The sequence below is a fragment of the Paenibacillus sp. BJ-4 genome (assembly GCF_020404765.1).
Classification (GTDB): Bacteria; Bacillota; Bacilli; order Paenibacillales; family Paenibacillaceae; genus Paenibacillus.
The window spans coordinates 51,528-67,061 of the sequence record NZ_JAIVEM010000107.1 but is presented as its reverse complement, the minus strand read 5'-3'; the positions used below and the strand labels follow the sequence as shown (position 1 = coordinate 67,061).

The window sequence follows — 15,534 nt, the reverse complement described above, 5'->3', positions numbered from 1 at the left end:
CTGGAGAAACAGGGGTAACACCCCGTTTCTCCCAGATACCAGACCATTATTATGTAAAGAAAAAGAACCCGCGTCTCAAAAAGACGGGGTTTCTCGACAATCTGACGATCCTATATGGATCGTTTTTGCGTTTACAGGACATTTTTTGGGTTCTCCCGCTCATATAGTGAAGTAAAGGATGTGATGCGTGTGAGTACGCCGGAAACGTCGGTAAGAGCAATGAAAATTTCCGAGTTTCAAACAAAGGATGTCATTAACATTGTAGATGGGCGACGACTGGGACAAATCAGTGATTTGGAGATTGATGTGCGGCTGGGAAAAATTGAAGCCATAGTGGTTCCAGGCAACACCCGGTTTATGGGCTGGTTTGGAGGGGGAAGTGAATTGGTCATCCCATGGCGAAATATTGTCAAGATCGGCTCGGATGTTGTGCTTGTACGACTGGAGGGGCTAGATGAGCTAGGTACAGGGGAGGAAAAGCTGTATATCGAACGCCAGGAGCGGAGTGACCGCAGGGGCTTCTGACCAGCAGGTCTATGTATTTTAGCTGCTTGTGAAGACATGACGGCGGCTTTTTGGTACACTGGGCAGTAGAGGTGAGACAAATGGAACCGTTTGTGGTGAATACCGTGGCAACGGGTGCTGCGTCAATGGAAGATGGCGCGCGTCCCGTGCCGGAGTTGTTATATATTGAATCCTGGAAACGGAAGGTTCGGGGCTTGACAGCGGGGTTTACAGGACGTCATGGCGGTGTTAGCGAAGTGCCATACGAGAGTCTGAATTGTGCGTTTCATGTAGGGGATGACCCGGAGAAAGTGATCCGCAACCGACAGCTTATTGCAGAGCAGCTTGGTTTTGCCGCTGAAGCATGGACGTGTGGTGAGCAGGTGCATGGCAATCATGTTGCTGTCGTTAAGGCTGCTGACCGCGGACGCGGCTTTAGGGATCGTGCATCTGCTTTTCAGGATACAGACGGACTATTGACAGATGTACCGGGCATTTTGCTGACTTCTTTTTATGCGGACTGTGTACCGTTATACTTTTGTGATCCGGTGCGGCGTGTGATTGGGCTGGCCCATGCGGGCTGGAAGGGAACGGTGGCAGAGATTGCCCTGAAAATGGTGCAAACCATGCAGAACGAATTTGGATCACGTCCTTCTGATTTGCTTGCAGCCATTGGCCCTTCCATTGGCTCTGAATCATACGAGGTGGATGAGCATGTCATGAACCAAATTCGGGTTTTAGAGCATGATTGCCCGGGTAATGATGATTGGGAAGGCTCCGTCTATTTCCCGTTAACGGGCGGCAAAACACTGCTTGACTTGAAACAATGCAATCGACACATTATGATGAAAGCAGGAATATTGCCGAGCCATATCGAATGTACTACCTTATGTACGAGTAGCCGTAGCGATTTGTTTTTTTCATATCGCAAGGAAGGCGGCGTTACAGGGAGAATGGCGAGCTGGATTGGTCTGGAAGAGAGGTGAGTCCTCCCGTGTCTTTGGAGGAACGAATTAAAGAAGTGAACGCCCGTGTAGAAGCAGCATGTGCTCGTAGTGGACGTTCACGTGATGAAGTGAATGTGATCGCTGTCACGAAATATATTTCGGCTGCAACAATGGAATCGGTATTGGACGGCGGATTGGAGCATGTAGGCGAAAATCGCTGGCAGGATGCTGCGGATAAATGGAGCAAGTTGGGTGACCGGGGGACGTGGCATTTTATTGGTCATCTGCAAACCAATAAGGTTAAAGATGTGATTGGGAAATTTGAGTTTATACATTCGCTGGACCGTTTATCTTTGGCTCAGGAGTTGGAAAAGAAGGCCATCGCTCTTGGAGTGAGAGTCAAAGCCTTCATGCAAGTTAATATCTCTGGAGAAATTTCAAAATACGGCTTGTCTCCTGAGGCGGTTGCTCCTTTCCTGGAACAAATTCGTGAGTTGGAGCATGTGGACGTCATCGGCTTGATGACGATGGCTCCTCATGAGGAAGACCCGGAAAAAACTCGACCTGTATTTCGGGGACTGCGTGAATTGCGTGATTCATTAAATGGACAAGCCTTGACCAGAGAGCCTATCGTTCACTTGTCCATGGGGATGTCCAACGATTTTGAGATAGCGGTGGAAGAAGGAGCGACCTGGCTGCGGCTTGGTTCCGTACTGGTCGGAAGAGAGGAGGATTTCCTTTGGGCGTGATGAATAAGTTTATGAATTTTCTGGGACTTCAGGAAGAAGAGGAAGTTATTGAGCGAGAGGTTATGAATACGCCGGAAGAGCAAGAAATTGAAACCCCAAGCTTTGATAAACGTAAGAACCAGAAGGGCAATAATGTTGTCAGCATCCATTCACAGAAAAATGTGAAAGTTGTCCTGTATGAGCCGCGATCTTACGATGAAGCACAGGAAATTGCCGACCACATTCGTTCCCATCGCACCGTCGTAGTCAATCTGCAACGAATTCGCAAGGATCAGGCGCTGCGTATTATTGATTTTTTGAGCGGCACCGTGTATGCGTTAAGCGGTGGCATTTCCAAAATTGGTAACAATATTTTTCTGTGTACTCCGGATACGGTTGAAATACAAGGCTCCATTACGGAAATACTAGCTGACACTGAACAAGAATTTAACAGAATGAGGTGAGTTTTTTTTGATCGAGGTAATCGGTTGGCTATTTCAGATTTATTCGTACATGATCATTGCTTATGTCCTAATGTCATGGCTTCCTAATGCCAGAGAGAGTGTGATTGGTGATTTACTTGCCAAGTTTGTGGAGCCTTATTTGTCTCCTTTTCGCAGGTTCATCCCGTCAATCGGGATGATTGATATTTCACCCATCGTGGCGCTGATTGCTCTGCGTTTTGCGTCGTATGGTTTGATTTCTTTAATTAGCAATTTCGTCTAGGAGGACTCATGAGAACCGAGATTTATGAGCATTTTCACCCGGATGAACGGGATTATGTGGATCGCGCTTCCGAATGGATCAGTCATGCGGGAGCTTATCATGAGCAGAAGCTGACTGATTTTTTGGATCCGCGCCAACTGTACATATTGGAGACACTATCTTCGAAGGAAGATAAGGTCACGATTAGGGTAGATGGCGGCTACGAGGCTTCGGAACGAAAGCGGGCGCTGATTGCGCCCGATTATTCGTATTTAGACGATGAGGATATGGGGATACGGGTTCTTTCCATCAGCTCTGATGATCATAAAATTGGTACGCTGGAGCACGGTGATTATTTGGGGGCCATATTAGGACTTGGAATCAAGCGTGGAAAAATCGGTGATATTCACGTACTGGACGATGGATGCCATGTATTAGTAGCCTCGGAAATCAGTGATTTCATTACGCTGCACCTACAGCAGGTTCATCGTGTTCATGTATGGACAGAACTGCTGCCTCCAGGAAGCCTGCGGACAAAGGAAGCTACATTGGAGTCGTTGGATTTGACGGTGGCTTCTTTGCGTCTGGATGGAATTGCCAGTGACGTGTACAAGCTGAGCCGGAGCAAAATTCTAACTCCAATCCGGGCCGGACGGTGCCGCGTCAATTGGAAGGTGGAGGAGAATCCATCCACTTCACTTAAAGCCGGAGATGTTATTTCCATGCAAGGATTTGGGCGTTTCAAAGTGCTCGAAACAGATGGGATGACAAAAAAGGGAAGATTCCGTGTCAAAATCGGTAAGTTTGTATAGCTTGAGGCAGGATTCACGAGCTTTGTGTCGAAAGAATTAGCTAAAGCATAGAACTGGAACGATTTTGCTCTGTACAGTATTCACAAAACGGGGTATGATGACCGATAGATGATAGTGAGCGTCGTGACGCGGAATATGTATTTTTTGTCAATCTTATAGGAGGTGGACGGCATGCCATTAACGCCATTGGATATACATAATAAGGAATTTGCCCGCCGGCTTCGTGGTTATGATGAGGATCAGGTCAATGAATTTTTGGATCAGGTGATCAAAGATTATGAAGCGGTTATTCGTGAAAATAAAGAACTGAGCACTGAGTTGCTAAACGTACAGGAGAAGCTTGACCATTTCGCGACGATTGAAGATACGCTGGGCAAGACGATTATCGTGGCGCAGGAAGCGGCGGATGAAGTACGTAACAACGCCAAGAAAGAATCCCAGCTGATCGTAAAGGAAGCGGAAAAAAATGCGGATCGCATTGTGAACGAAGCATTGGCCAAATCCCGCAAAATCGCTTTGGAGGTTGAAGAGCTGAAGAAGCAGGCTTCGATTTACCGGGCACGTTTTCGTACACTGGTGGAAGCGCAGCTTGATCTGTTAAGTCAGGACGGCTGGGAAGCGCTTGAAAACCGGGAACGTGAAGTGCTGGAGCGCGAGCGTGAAATGAAGGAGATTTACTAATTGTCTTTTCTGACAGCGTTTAATAGGCTTTGTCAGGGTTGACTTTTATCTGCAAACAGGCTATAACTGTAATACTATACTGAATATAACCACTATTCGTGCATCGGCTAAGGGTTATTATTCAAGTCAGCGGCGATGCTGCTGATACAATACCCCGATGAATTAAACATGTATAATTCGTTGATGGGAACGAGTACGTCATGATTTGTTCCTCAGAGAGTTGGCCTCTTGGTGCAAGCCAACGTTCAGAACATGACCGAAGATCCTCCCGGAGAAGTAAGCTGAAGCGCTTGATTTTTACGGCGTGTGTAAGCAATTACCGTTTGCCATACGTTACAATGGCGCCCTGCTGTAGTTGAGTAGGGCTCAGAGAGCCGTGACAGTACCTTTTTTGTAGAAGGGTCTGTTTATGGAATCAGGGTGGTAACGCGAGCACAGTCTCGTCCCTTTACAGGGATGGGGCTTTTTTTGTTGCTTTTTTGGGAAACGCTACAGCAATCAAAATGATGAGCAGAGAAGGAGAATGACATTATGAACAGAGTGGATGTTAAAGAAAAAGCACGGTCCCGCGACCTACGCATCCTGCACAAATGGAAAGAGGAGAACACCTTCCGTAAATCCATCACAAATCGTGAGGGAAAGCCGAACTTTGTATTTTATGAAGGTCCACCAACTGCCAACGGTAAGCCGCATATCGGTCACGTGCTGGGTCGTGTAATTAAGGATTTCGTTGGCCGCTATCAGACAATGAAGGGATATCGCGTTGTACGTAAGGCGGGTTGGGATACGCATGGCTTGCCAGTCGAATTAGGTGTGCAAAAGCAACTGGGTATCTCCCACAAGCCTGAAATTGAAGAATACGGCGTTGAGAAGTTCATTAAAAAATGTAAAGCAAGCGTGTTTGAGTACGAGCAACAATGGCGTGATCTGACCGAAGCAATCGGATACTGGACAGACCTTGATCACCCGTATATTACGCTGGATAACAACTATATCGAGAGTGTATGGAACATTTTGGCGACCATTCATGAAAAAGGACTCCTGTATCGTGGTCATCGTGTGAGTCCGTATTGCCCGGATTGCCAGACCACGCTGAGTTCTCATGAAGTGGCACAGGGCTATAAAGATGTTAAAGATTTGAGCGCAACGGCTAAATTCAAGCTGCATAGCAGTGGCGAATATGTACTGGCCTGGACGACAACTCCTTGGACCTTGCCGAGCCACGTAGCGCTTGCCGTTAACCCTGAGCTGGAATATGCACGTGTGAAACAGGAAGACGGCGTATACATCGTTGCTAAAAATCTGGTCGAGGACGTAATTAAAGGCGAACATGAAGTGCTTGGCACGTTGTCCGGTTCAGAGCTGGTTGGCCAGACTTATACTCCGCCATTTACGTATTTCCAGGTTGAGAAGGGTAATCAAATTCTGGGCGCAAAATTTGTAACAGACTCCAGCGGTACAGGTATCGTTCATATGGCTCCGGCGCATGGTGAGGATGATTACCGGGTATGCCGTGAAAATGGCGTTGGATTCATCAATGTGGTGGATCTTCAAGGTAACTATGTAAAGGAAATTACTGACTTTGCAGGCCGTTTTGTGAAGGACTGTGATGTGGATATTGTTAAGATGCTGTCTGAGAAAGGCTTGCTGTACAGCAAGGAAAAATACGAGCATAGCTATCCGTTCTGCTGGCGTTGTGATACTCCGCTGTTGTATTACGCTATGGACAGCTGGTTTATCAAAACAACCGCGATTAAGGATCAATTGATTGCCAACAACAGCGAAGTCGAATGGTATCCGGGCCATGTACGCGAAGGACGCTTCGGCAAGTTTTTGGAGGAGCTGGTGGATTGGAACATCAGTCGTGACCGCTATTGGGGGACACCGCTGAACATCTGGGTATGTGAGGAAACTGGGGAGCAGTTCGCACCGCATAGTATTGCCGAGTTGCGGGAACGTGCGATTGGCGACGTACCAGCGAACATTGAGCTGCACAAGCCATATGTGGATGATATTAAGGTGCGTAGTAAATGCGGCAAATACGAAATGACCCGTACGCCGGAAGTGATCGATGTATGGTTCGATAGTGGCTCCATGCCATTTGCACAACATCATTATCCATTTGAAAATAATGAAACGTTCCAACAGCAATTCCCGGCAGATATGATCTGTGAAGGGATTGACCAAACTCGTGGCTGGTTCTACAGCCTGCTCGCGGTTTCGACCATGTTGACTGGCAAAGCTCCTTACAAGGCAGTTATGGCAACAGGTCACGTACTGGATGAGCAGGGTCAAAAAATGTCCAAATCCAAGGGCAATGTGATTGATCCATGGGAAGTGATTGACGAGTACGGTACAGATGCTTTCCGTTGGGCATTGCTGTCCGATAGTGCGCCATGGAATAGCAAGCGTTTTTCCAAAGGCATCGTAGGTGAAGCCAAATCGAAGCTGGTAGATACGCTTGTCAATACACATGCTTTCTTGACCTTATATGCAGATATCGACGGCTTTGATCCAGCGCAGCATCCGTTTAAGCCGTCGGCTCATAAGCTGGATCGTTGGATTTTGTCCCGTCTGAACAGCCTGATTTTGGTAGTGGACAAAGCATTGTCTGTAAATGATTTCCTGAATTCTTCCAAAGCGATTGAATCGTTTGTAGATGAGCTGAGCAACTGGTATATCCGTCGTTCACGCGATCGATTCTGGGGCAACGGCCTTACAGAGGATAAGCTCGATGCGTATCGCACATTGACTGAGGTGCTGTTGACGACAGCGAAGCTGCTTGCACCGTTCACACCGCTGCTTGCAGAGGATATTTATCTCAATCTGAGCAACGGGGAAAGTGTTCATCTGGATGATTATCCAACTGCCAATGAATCCTTGATTGATCTGGAATTGGAGCGCGATATGGAAACGGCACGTCGTGTAGTAGAATTGGCACGCAACGTCCGCAACGAAACGGGTTTAAAAACGCGTCAACCGTTATCCGAGTTGATTTTGTCGATGGATCAGGATTTTGAACTGAGCGGCTACGAGGAAATCATCAAAGATGAGATCAATGTGAAGCATATTCATGTTGAGACGGACGATAGCGGCTTTGTAGATTTTACACTGAAGCTGAATTTGAAGGTAGCGGGCAAGAAATACGGCAAAAATGTCGGCTTCCTGCAAAACTTTTTCAAAGGCATGTCTGCTGAGGATACCCGTTTGGTAGTAGAGCAAGGAGTGCTAAACGTGACTTCTCCAGAGGGAGAAGAGCTTCAAGTTACGGCCGAGGAATTGCTGGTGGAGAAAAAAGCGAAAGAAGGTTTTGCATCTGCTTCCGGTTATGGATTAACTGTAGCGTTGAACACGGACATTACGTCTGAGCTTGAGCAGGAAGGCTGGGTACGTGAAGTGGTGCGCGCGGTGCAGGATTACCGTAAAAAGCTGGATCTGCCGATTGAAAAGTACGTGGCACTGACGCTGGATGTAGATAACGAGCTACGTCAGGCGATCGAAAGCTTCGATTCTGTGCTGCGTGAAAACGTACTGGTTACCACCGTGACATTCGGTCAGGCCGAGCCAGCAGAGCGCGTAGAAGTGAACGGTAAAACGATCAGCGTTCATATTGGGGAATAATTACAAGCCCCCTGTCCCATAATACAAGAACAGGCAGCGTATAAAAACGAGCCTAAGCAACGAAAACGGATCTTTTCCGTTACGTGCTTCGGCTCGTTTGCTGCGTTCAGGGCAGCCATGGAAAAAGGGGGATTGTGCAGATGACGGCACGATCAAGGCGTAAGCAGGGGATAAGTCGCCAAAAAATGAACAGGGGAGAAGCTGCCATCGCCGCAGATAAAGGTACAGCAGGTAATCAGGCAGAGCAGCTAAATCGAATGGAAAAGCTGATACGTGCGGTATCAGAGCAAATGGAACGAACACGTATTGCCGATTATGCCCTGCTGCTAAATAAACCTTGGCGATTATTCTGGCTGAATTTAATATCAGGTATATCCCGTGGGATTGGCATCGCCCTAGGCTTTACTTTTTTTGCGGCCACCATTATTTATGTGCTGCAAGTACTCGGTGCGCTGAATTTACCGATAATCGGCGATTATATAGCAGATATTGTACGGATTGTGCAGCGGCAGCTGGAGCTTACCACCTACTAGATTACAGATATTTTGTTTATCTAAGTTTATGTTTCGTCTTCGTCCGTTATATCCGGCTCCAGCAGACCTTCACCCTCGCCATTTTCTAAATAACGCTGATAAATGGAACTACGAATGACTGATACATTTCTTCCATAAATGTCAGTAGCGATAAAGCTTTCGTATGGCTCTACGAAGCCCATATTATCATCGCCTGCTTCAATTTCCATATCATCATAGCGGTGGATTTCTCCACTTTCCGCCATGGCTGGCGTATTGGATGTACCCCAATTTTCAACGATTTGCCAGGCATCTTCACCGTCAAATCCGTTTTGATCTTCACGCTCATCCAGACTTGTTCTGCCAAATGAGGGGGCCAGAAATTCCTCCTCGACTGGACGGCGGTTGGATACCTCTGTTTCGGGGTTATGCTCTTTGCAGTAAATAGTATAGGGAACCGCCAGCAGGCGTTCATAAAGAATGGGTTTGCCACAGGCGGCACAAATGCCGTACGTACCCTTATCCATCGCCATCAAGGCTGATTCGATACGTTCCAATTGGAATTCGTCGTGCTCCAGTAAGGAAATGTCCTTGGCTCGCTCATATGTTTCGGTTGCCAAATCGCCCGGATGATTATCAATCGGGGATAGCTCGCCGGTCTGCTCGCGTTGGGAATCACCGAGTCCGTAATGATCGTTGTCCTGCAAACGATGCTCAATCTCTTTCTTGCGTTGCAGTAGTTCGTTACGCAATCCCTGCAATTGTTGCTCCGTCAATGGGGACATGGAATCCTCTCCTTGCTTTAGATTAAGATGCATATGCATTGTCTCGGGGATGCTCCTTGTAGTTTGCACCGGAAAGACCTCTTTTACAGTAGGAAATTCTACTCAAAACTGTACTTGCGAGCTCATGGGACTCGTGGACGATCTGAGAAGGCTTATGCTACAATAAATGGGTTCGACAACGGATATAAGCAGATCGGAGTGACGAAGGACCGTGATTTATTTTGGTATTGCGCTAATTATTTTTTTGATTGACCAGGGAGTCAAATATTTGGTGGCTACGCGGATGGAATTGTACGAGCAAATACCGGTGATTGGCAACTTCTTTTTAATCACGTCCCATCGTAATCGTGGAGCCGCTTTTGGGATTTTGGAAGGTCAACGTTGGCTTTTTATCGTGATTACAATTGTAGTAGTGATCGGCATCGTATGGTACTTGCGAAAAACGGTGAAGGCTGGTCAGAAATTGCTTCCCGTAGCACTAAGCTTGGTGCTTGGAGGCGCAGTCGGTAACTTTTTGGATCGGGCTATTTCAGGAGAAGTGGTCGATTTTGCACAATTCAATTTTGGAAGTTATACGTTTCCGATCTTTAATGTGGCGGATTCGGCGATTGTCATCGGTGTAGCCCTGATTATTTTGGATACATTACTGGAGTCGCGTCGGAACAAAGAAAATGGCAATGACAGCATTGAAGGGAAGTCGTAGCATGAAAGAAACGAATGAAAACAGTGAAGCCACAAGTCTGTCTTACGAGGAGGAGCTGGAGAGTGAATCCCTGGAATGGACAGCGGAATCTGATGATGCCAAAACGCGTATAGATAAATATATCGCCGAAAAAATGGAGGATGTGTCCCGTTCTCAGATACAGCTGTGGATCGGAAACGGTCGGGTGCTGGTCAATGGCTCCGCAATCAAAGCCAATTACAAGCTGGCTGAAGGAGATCGTATTGAATTGTCCGTACCGGAGCCAGAGAATGTCGATATTATACCCGAAAATATTCCGTTGGATATTGTCTACGAGGATTCGGACGTGATTGTCATTAACAAACAGCGCGGTCTGGTCGTGCATCCCGCACCAGGACATACTTCAGGAACATTGGTCAATGCGCTGATGTATCACTGTCATGATCTCTCCGGCATTAACGGAGAATTGCGTCCGGGTATCGTTCACCGTATTGATAAAGATACATCAGGACTCATAATGGCGGCCAAAAATGACCAGGCTCATGCTTCGCTGGCAGCACAGCTAAAGGAACACAGCGTTACGCGTAAATATATAGCTTTGGTTCACGGTCATTTGAGCCACGATCAGGGAACGGTTGATGCTCCTATAGGTCGTGATTCAGGTGATCGTAAATTGTTCACCGTGACGGAACGAAACAGCAAGCATGCAGTCACCCATTTTCTCGTCATTGAGCGTTTGGGGGATTACACCCTGCTTGAGCTTCAATTGGAGACAGGGCGCACACATCAAATTCGTGTACACATGAAATTTATTGGGCATCCTTTGGTGGGTGACCCTATGTATGGACGCAGCAAAGGGGTTCGCATGAATGGTCAGGCGCTGCATGCAGCGGTGTTGGGCTTTAAGCATCCAGCCACTGGCGAGTATATGGAGTTCAGCAGACCCATTCCTCCCGATATGGAAGATGTTTTGGCGTCTTTGCGTAGTCGCTAAAATCAACGAAGTTCTGTATTCGTATTCAAAAACCTGAATAAATTATTAAAAGAAACCGCCTAATTGGCGGTTTTTTTATTGTTTGGGCAAGGTATGGGTAAAAACAACTATCGATAATTATACAATTAAGTTGTATAATTATTAAAGTGCTTCCGGTGGTTCCGGTTAAACAGGTGTTGACACATGATTTTCGATCTGTCATACTTCTTGTAGTTGCGATGAACTTTGTCCAAGAGATGGCTACCATCTCACACTATGAGAAGCTGGATAAAGAAAATCCTGAATAGCACCTTTAAATCAGTCCCGTGAGGCTGGCAAGGTAACGTGAATGGATCACTGATCAGTGCATCCGCTGCGGCGGTATGACTTCAGTGTGTCCGAGAGATCGGAGAACGGTGGAAGACTGTTCATACGAGACTCCTTGCCAAACTTGGGCAAGGAGTCTTTTTTGTATCCGAACACGGGACCAGGTCTGAAGGGAACATTACCTGAGGAGGCTGGGAGCATGAGTAATGAAACACATGTACTGATGGACGAAATTGCGATTCGTCGGGCATTAACACGGATTGCACATGAAATTTTGGAGAAAAACAAAGGTATTGATGATTGTGTCCTAGTAGGAATTCGAACACGCGGGGTTCATTTGGCGCAGCGTCTGGCTGAGAAAATTGCCGAAATCGAAGGTGCGCCGATTCCATGGGGAGAGCTGGATGTCACAGCTTACCGGGATGACCGGAGCAGCGTTAGTGAAACCAAAGGAAATGGAAAAGAGCTTTTGATGAATCCTGCTGACGTATCGGTTCATGATAAGAAAGTCATTCTCTTTGACGATGTGCTGTACACAGGCCGTACCATTCGCGCGGCGATGGATGCATTGATGCATTGCGGACGACCGCAAATGATTCAGCTGGCAGTGCTGGCGGATCGCGGACACCGTGAGCTTCCGATTCGTCCGGATTACATCGGCAAGAACATCCCGACTTCCAAATCCGAGGAAATCGTAGTTTCGCTTCAGGAGACGGACGGCAAGGACGAAGTGACGATCAATCAGAACCGGGGGGAACAGGAATGATCACAACAGCCAGTCAACTTAGAGAACGAAGCCTGCTCGGATTAAAAGAAATTAGCCGCAATGAAATCGAGTCCATTCTGGATCGCGCTCATTATTGGGAATCTCAACCAGAAAAACTGGTTCCAGTACTGCAATCACGCTTTGCGGCCAACATGTTTTTTGAAAACAGCACTCGCACCCGCTTTTCTTTTGAAATGGCAGAGAAGCGGCTGGGCGCTCAGGTTTTGAACTTTTCCGCTGCGGCTTCCAGTGTGGAAAAAGGGGAGTCCATTTACGATACAGTACGTACGCTCGAATCCATGGGCATTGATGCAGGAGTCATCCGGTTAAAGCCAGCCGGGGTGCTGCAAGAGCTCGCTGAGAAGGTCAGTGTTCCACTGGTTAATGCAGGGGACGGCAACAATGAGCATCCAACGCAGGCTCTGCTGGACCTGTACACCATGCGCAAAACTTTCGGTGAGCTTAAAGGCTTGAGAGTATCCATCATAGGAGACATTCTGCACAGCCGTGTCGCTCGCTCGAATCTGTGGGCCTTGCAAAAATTCGGAGCCAAGGTTAGCTTCTGCGCTCCTGATAATATGCAAGCACCTGATCTTGCGGCGTACGCGCCTTATGTTCCGATGCAAGAGGCACTACAGGCGGACGTGGTCATGATGCTTCGGGTACAGCTGGAACGGCATGCCGAAGGGATGTTGCGCTCAGCGGATGAGTACCGCGAGCAGTACGGTTTGACAGAGAAAAGAGCAGCGAACCTGAAGCCCGGAACAATTATCATGCATCCAGCTCCAGTGAATCGGAATGTGGAAATTGATAGTGCAGTTGTGGAAAGCGAACAATCACGAATTTTTCCGCAAATGGCAAACGGGGTTCCGATCCGCATGGCGGTTATGGAACGGGCAATGAAGCTGTAGAAGCTGTCAGTAGGATCGTAGGAAAAGTTGCAGAAAACTGAGCGGAGGAATATTTCAGATGAAACAATTAATTATGAATGCAAGCGTATTGAACGAGCAGGGCGAGGCTGAATTGAAATCCATCCTAATCGCCGACGGAAAGATTTTGGCTATTGCAAATGCGGATGCTGGAGTCAGCCTACTTATAGAAGAAGGGACATCTGAGCAGGAGCGCGAAGTTGAAAAAATCGACGCCCAGGGAAAACTGGTCATCCCCGGTTTAATCGACATGCATGTGCATCTGAGAGAACCTGGCTTTGAATATAAAGAAACGATTGAAACGGGCAGCCGTGCGGCGGTGAAAGGCGGATTTACGACGATTGCCTGCATGCCAAACACACGTCCAGTGACTGACAATGTGGACACAGTCCAGCTGGTATTGAAAAAGGGACAGGAAGCCGGGCTTGCCAAGGTTCTTCCTTACGCAGCCATTACGAAAAACGAACTGGGGCGTGAGCTGACAGATTTTGAAGCGCTCAAGGCAGCAGGTGCAATCGGCTTTACTGACGATGGTGTCGGGGTGCAAAGCGCGCAAATGATGAAGGATGCCATGGCGCGGGCCAAAGCACTGGATATGCCGGTTATTGCACACTGTGAGGATAACACGCTTGTTGAAGGAGCGGCGGTGACGGACGGCGAATTTGCCAAGCGCCACGGACTTAAAGGCATTCCGAACGAATCCGAAGCCATTCATGTCGGACGAGACATTTTACTATCCGAGGCAACCGGGGCACACTATCATGTATGCCATGTCAGCACGGAGCAGTCAGTGCGGTTAATCCGCCACGCGAAATCTTTTGGCATCAAGGTAACGGCTGAGGTATGCCCACACCACTTGGTATTGTCAGATGAGGACATCCCTGGGCTGGATGCGAACTGGAAAATGAATCCTCCGCTCCGCTCCCCACGTGATGTGCAGGCATGCATCGAGGGACTGGAAGACGGTACGATTGACATCGTCGTAACCGACCATGCAGCGCATAGTGAGGAAGAGAAGGCAAGAAGTTTGGAGCTGGCGCCATTCGGAATCGTTGGATTTGAGACGGCCTTCCCGCTGTTGTACACAAAATTCGTAGCTACCGGACAGTGGACGCTGGACTTTCTAGTGCGTCGTATGACTGCTGATCCAGCGCGTGTCTTCCGCCTTGATACGGGACGCCTGGAAGAAGGGGCTCCAGCTGACCTGACCATGATTGATCTGGAGCAGGAGCAGGCAGTTGATCCGCAAACGTTTGCCAGCAAAGGACGCAACACTCCTTTTACAGGCTGGAAGCTCAAAGGCTGGCCCGTGAAAACTTGGGTAGACGGCAAACTGGTATGGTCTGCTGACGAAGCAAAATAAATAGAAACCACTAAAAAAATAGAACCTAATAGCAGGAAACAATATAGAGGAGTGAGACGGGATGCAGGCAAGATTGTTACTTCAGGACGGCACGCTGTTTACAGGCACATCATTTGGTGCGGAAGGTGAAAAAACAGGCGAGGTCGTTTTCAACACAGGGATTACAGGCTATCAAGAGGTGCTGACGGATCCCTCTTATTGCGGACAAATCGTAACGATGACTTACCCGCTGATTGGCAATTACGGAATTACTCGGGATGACTTTGAATCGGTACGGCCTTATGTCCATGGCTTTGCTGTTCGACATTACGAGCCGGCGCCAAGTAACTGGCGTGCTCAATACAGCGTGGGCGATTTGCTGAAGGAATATGGCATCATTGGCATTAGCGACATCGACACCCGCATGCTTACCCGGATTATTCGCCATCACGGCACGATGAAGGGCATTTTGACGACTGGTTCCCAGCCGCTGGAAGAACTGAAAGAAATGATGTCTGACTTGACCATTGAAGAACTGCGCAATCAGGTTCCTATGACTTCCACACCTCATCCGTACAGCAGTCCTGGCAACGGAGAGCGGATCGTATTGATTGATTATGGTGCCAAAAGCGGTATCTTGCGCGAACTGAATAAACGGGACTGTGATGTGGTTGTCGTTCCACATGATACGACGGCTGAGGAAATTCGCCGCTTGGACCCGGACGGTATCCAGCTGTCTAACGGACCTGGTGATCCGAAAGATGTACCACATGCTGTTCGTACAGTAGCTGAATTGTTAGGAGAATACCCGATTTTCGGAATTTGCTTGGGACACCAGTTGTTTGCTTTAGCTTCTGGAGCGGATACGGAGAAGCTGAAATTCGGACATCGCGGTGGTAACCATCCGGTGAAAGAACTGGAGAGCGGACGCTGCTTTATTACCTCACAAAATCATGGCTACACGGTAAATGAGGACTCGATCCAGGGAACTGACCTTGAAGTGACACACATTAATAACAACGATAAGACGATTGAAGGTCTTAAACATACCAAGTATCCTGCGTTTTCCGTACAATACCATCCAGAGGCTGCGCCAGGACCTTACGATAACGGCTACCTGTTTGACCGCTTTCTGGACATGATCCGTGAACACAAAAGAATTCATCCAAAGCAACCACGTCAGGCTGCTATCGCCGCCGCAGTGAGAGGAGAGCGCTAAT

At 47.9% G+C, this 15,534-nt stretch carries 16 protein-coding genes and 1 other annotated feature; of the genes, 15 read left to right on the top strand and 1 reads right to left on the bottom strand.

The genetic code is table 11. The features are described from left to right. The first annotated feature begins 183 nt into the window (after nt 1-183). The 9 genes from LCF57_RS18105 to LCF57_RS18065 all read left to right on the top strand — a co-directional run bounded on the left by LCF57_RS18105 (nt 184) and on the right by LCF57_RS18065 (nt 8,531). Nucleotides 184-525, top strand: a complete 342-nt coding sequence (locus LCF57_RS18105) for a YlmC/YmxH family sporulation protein (protein ID WP_226001944.1) — start codon at nt 184-186, stop codon at nt 523-525. An 80-nt stretch (nt 526-605) separates the two neighbouring features. Beyond that, entirely contained in the window at nt 606-1,490 is an 885-nt protein-coding gene (gene pgeF, locus LCF57_RS18100; RefSeq protein WP_226001943.1) for a peptidoglycan editing factor PgeF, read from the top strand. 8 nt (nt 1,491-1,498) lie between these two features. Further along, on the top strand, nt 1,499-2,200 hold the full coding sequence (locus LCF57_RS18095) for a YggS family pyridoxal phosphate-dependent enzyme (protein WP_226001942.1): 702 nt from the start codon (nt 1,499-1,501) through the stop codon (nt 2,198-2,200). After that, on the top strand, nt 2,191-2,643 hold the full coding sequence (locus LCF57_RS18090; RefSeq protein WP_226001941.1) for a cell division protein SepF: 453 nt from the start codon (nt 2,191-2,193) through the stop codon (nt 2,641-2,643). The genes LCF57_RS18095 and LCF57_RS18090 overlap by 10 nt, the downstream gene beginning before the upstream one ends. Before the next feature lie 7 nt (nt 2,644-2,650). Then, complete coding sequence (locus LCF57_RS18085; RefSeq protein WP_025715626.1) at nt 2,651-2,905, top strand: YggT family protein; 255 nt, start codon at nt 2,651-2,653, stop codon at nt 2,903-2,905. A gap of 8 nt (nt 2,906-2,913) precedes the next feature. Continuing rightward, nucleotides 2,914-3,696 carry an RNA-binding protein gene (locus LCF57_RS18080; protein ID WP_226001940.1) on the top strand — a complete coding sequence of 261 codons (783 nt, stop codon included), beginning with the start codon at nt 2,914-2,916 and terminating at the stop codon, nt 3,694-3,696. Between the two features lie 171 nt (nt 3,697-3,867). Then, nucleotides 3,868-4,377 carry a DivIVA domain-containing protein gene (locus LCF57_RS18075; protein ID WP_025715624.1) on the top strand — a complete coding sequence of 170 codons (510 nt, stop codon included), beginning with the start codon at nt 3,868-3,870 and terminating at the stop codon, nt 4,375-4,377. Nucleotides 4,378-4,548: 171 nt separating this feature from the next. Continuing rightward, nucleotides 4,549-4,828 (top strand) — a binding site (T-box leader). Nucleotides 4,829-4,908: 80 nt separating this feature from the next. After that, nucleotides 4,909-7,998, top strand: coding sequence for an isoleucine--tRNA ligase (gene ileS, locus LCF57_RS18070; RefSeq protein ID WP_226001939.1), 3,090 nt, complete (start codon nt 4,909-4,911; stop codon nt 7,996-7,998). 140 nt (nt 7,999-8,138) lie between these two features. Continuing rightward, nucleotides 8,139-8,531, top strand: coding sequence for a DUF5665 domain-containing protein (locus LCF57_RS18065; protein WP_226001938.1), 393 nt, complete (start codon nt 8,139-8,141; stop codon nt 8,529-8,531). 26 nt (nt 8,532-8,557) lie between these two features. Here the strand turns inward: LCF57_RS18065 and LCF57_RS18060 are convergent, their stop codons facing one another. Continuing rightward, entirely contained in the window at nt 8,558-9,295 is a 738-nt protein-coding gene (locus tag LCF57_RS18060) for a TraR/DksA C4-type zinc finger protein (protein WP_226001937.1), read from the bottom strand. Nucleotides 9,296-9,506: 211 nt separating this feature from the next. On the opposite strand from LCF57_RS18060, the gene lspA reads away from it, so the two are divergent. From lspA to carA, 6 genes are all read left to right on the top strand, one after another. Then, entirely contained in the window at nt 9,507-9,998 is a 492-nt protein-coding gene (gene lspA, locus LCF57_RS18055; protein ID WP_007431170.1) for a signal peptidase II, read from the top strand. Nucleotide 9,999: 1 nt separating this feature from the next. Then, nucleotides 10,000-10,971: an RluA family pseudouridine synthase gene (locus LCF57_RS18050; RefSeq protein WP_226001936.1), complete on the top strand. Its 972-nt coding sequence runs from the start codon at nt 10,000-10,002 to the stop codon at nt 10,969-10,971. Nucleotides 10,972-11,476: 505 nt separating this feature from the next. Further along, nucleotides 11,477-12,043, top strand: a complete 567-nt coding sequence (gene pyrR, locus LCF57_RS18045) for a bifunctional pyr operon transcriptional regulator/uracil phosphoribosyltransferase PyrR (RefSeq protein ID WP_226001935.1) — start codon at nt 11,477-11,479, stop codon at nt 12,041-12,043. Next, entirely contained in the window at nt 12,040-12,954 is a 915-nt protein-coding gene (locus LCF57_RS18040) for an aspartate carbamoyltransferase catalytic subunit (RefSeq protein ID WP_226001934.1), read from the top strand. Before pyrR ends, LCF57_RS18040 begins: the two co-directional genes overlap by 4 nt. Nucleotides 12,955-13,012: 58 nt before the next feature. Continuing rightward, complete coding sequence (locus LCF57_RS18035; protein WP_226001933.1) at nt 13,013-14,335, top strand: dihydroorotase; 1,323 nt, start codon at nt 13,013-13,015, stop codon at nt 14,333-14,335. 61 nt (nt 14,336-14,396) lie between these two features. Continuing rightward, a complete protein-coding gene (gene carA, locus LCF57_RS18030; protein ID WP_226001932.1) occupies nt 14,397-15,533 on the top strand; it encodes a glutamine-hydrolyzing carbamoyl-phosphate synthase small subunit in 1,137 nt (378 codons plus the stop codon). The last annotated feature ends 1 nt before the right edge of the window (nt 15,534 follow it).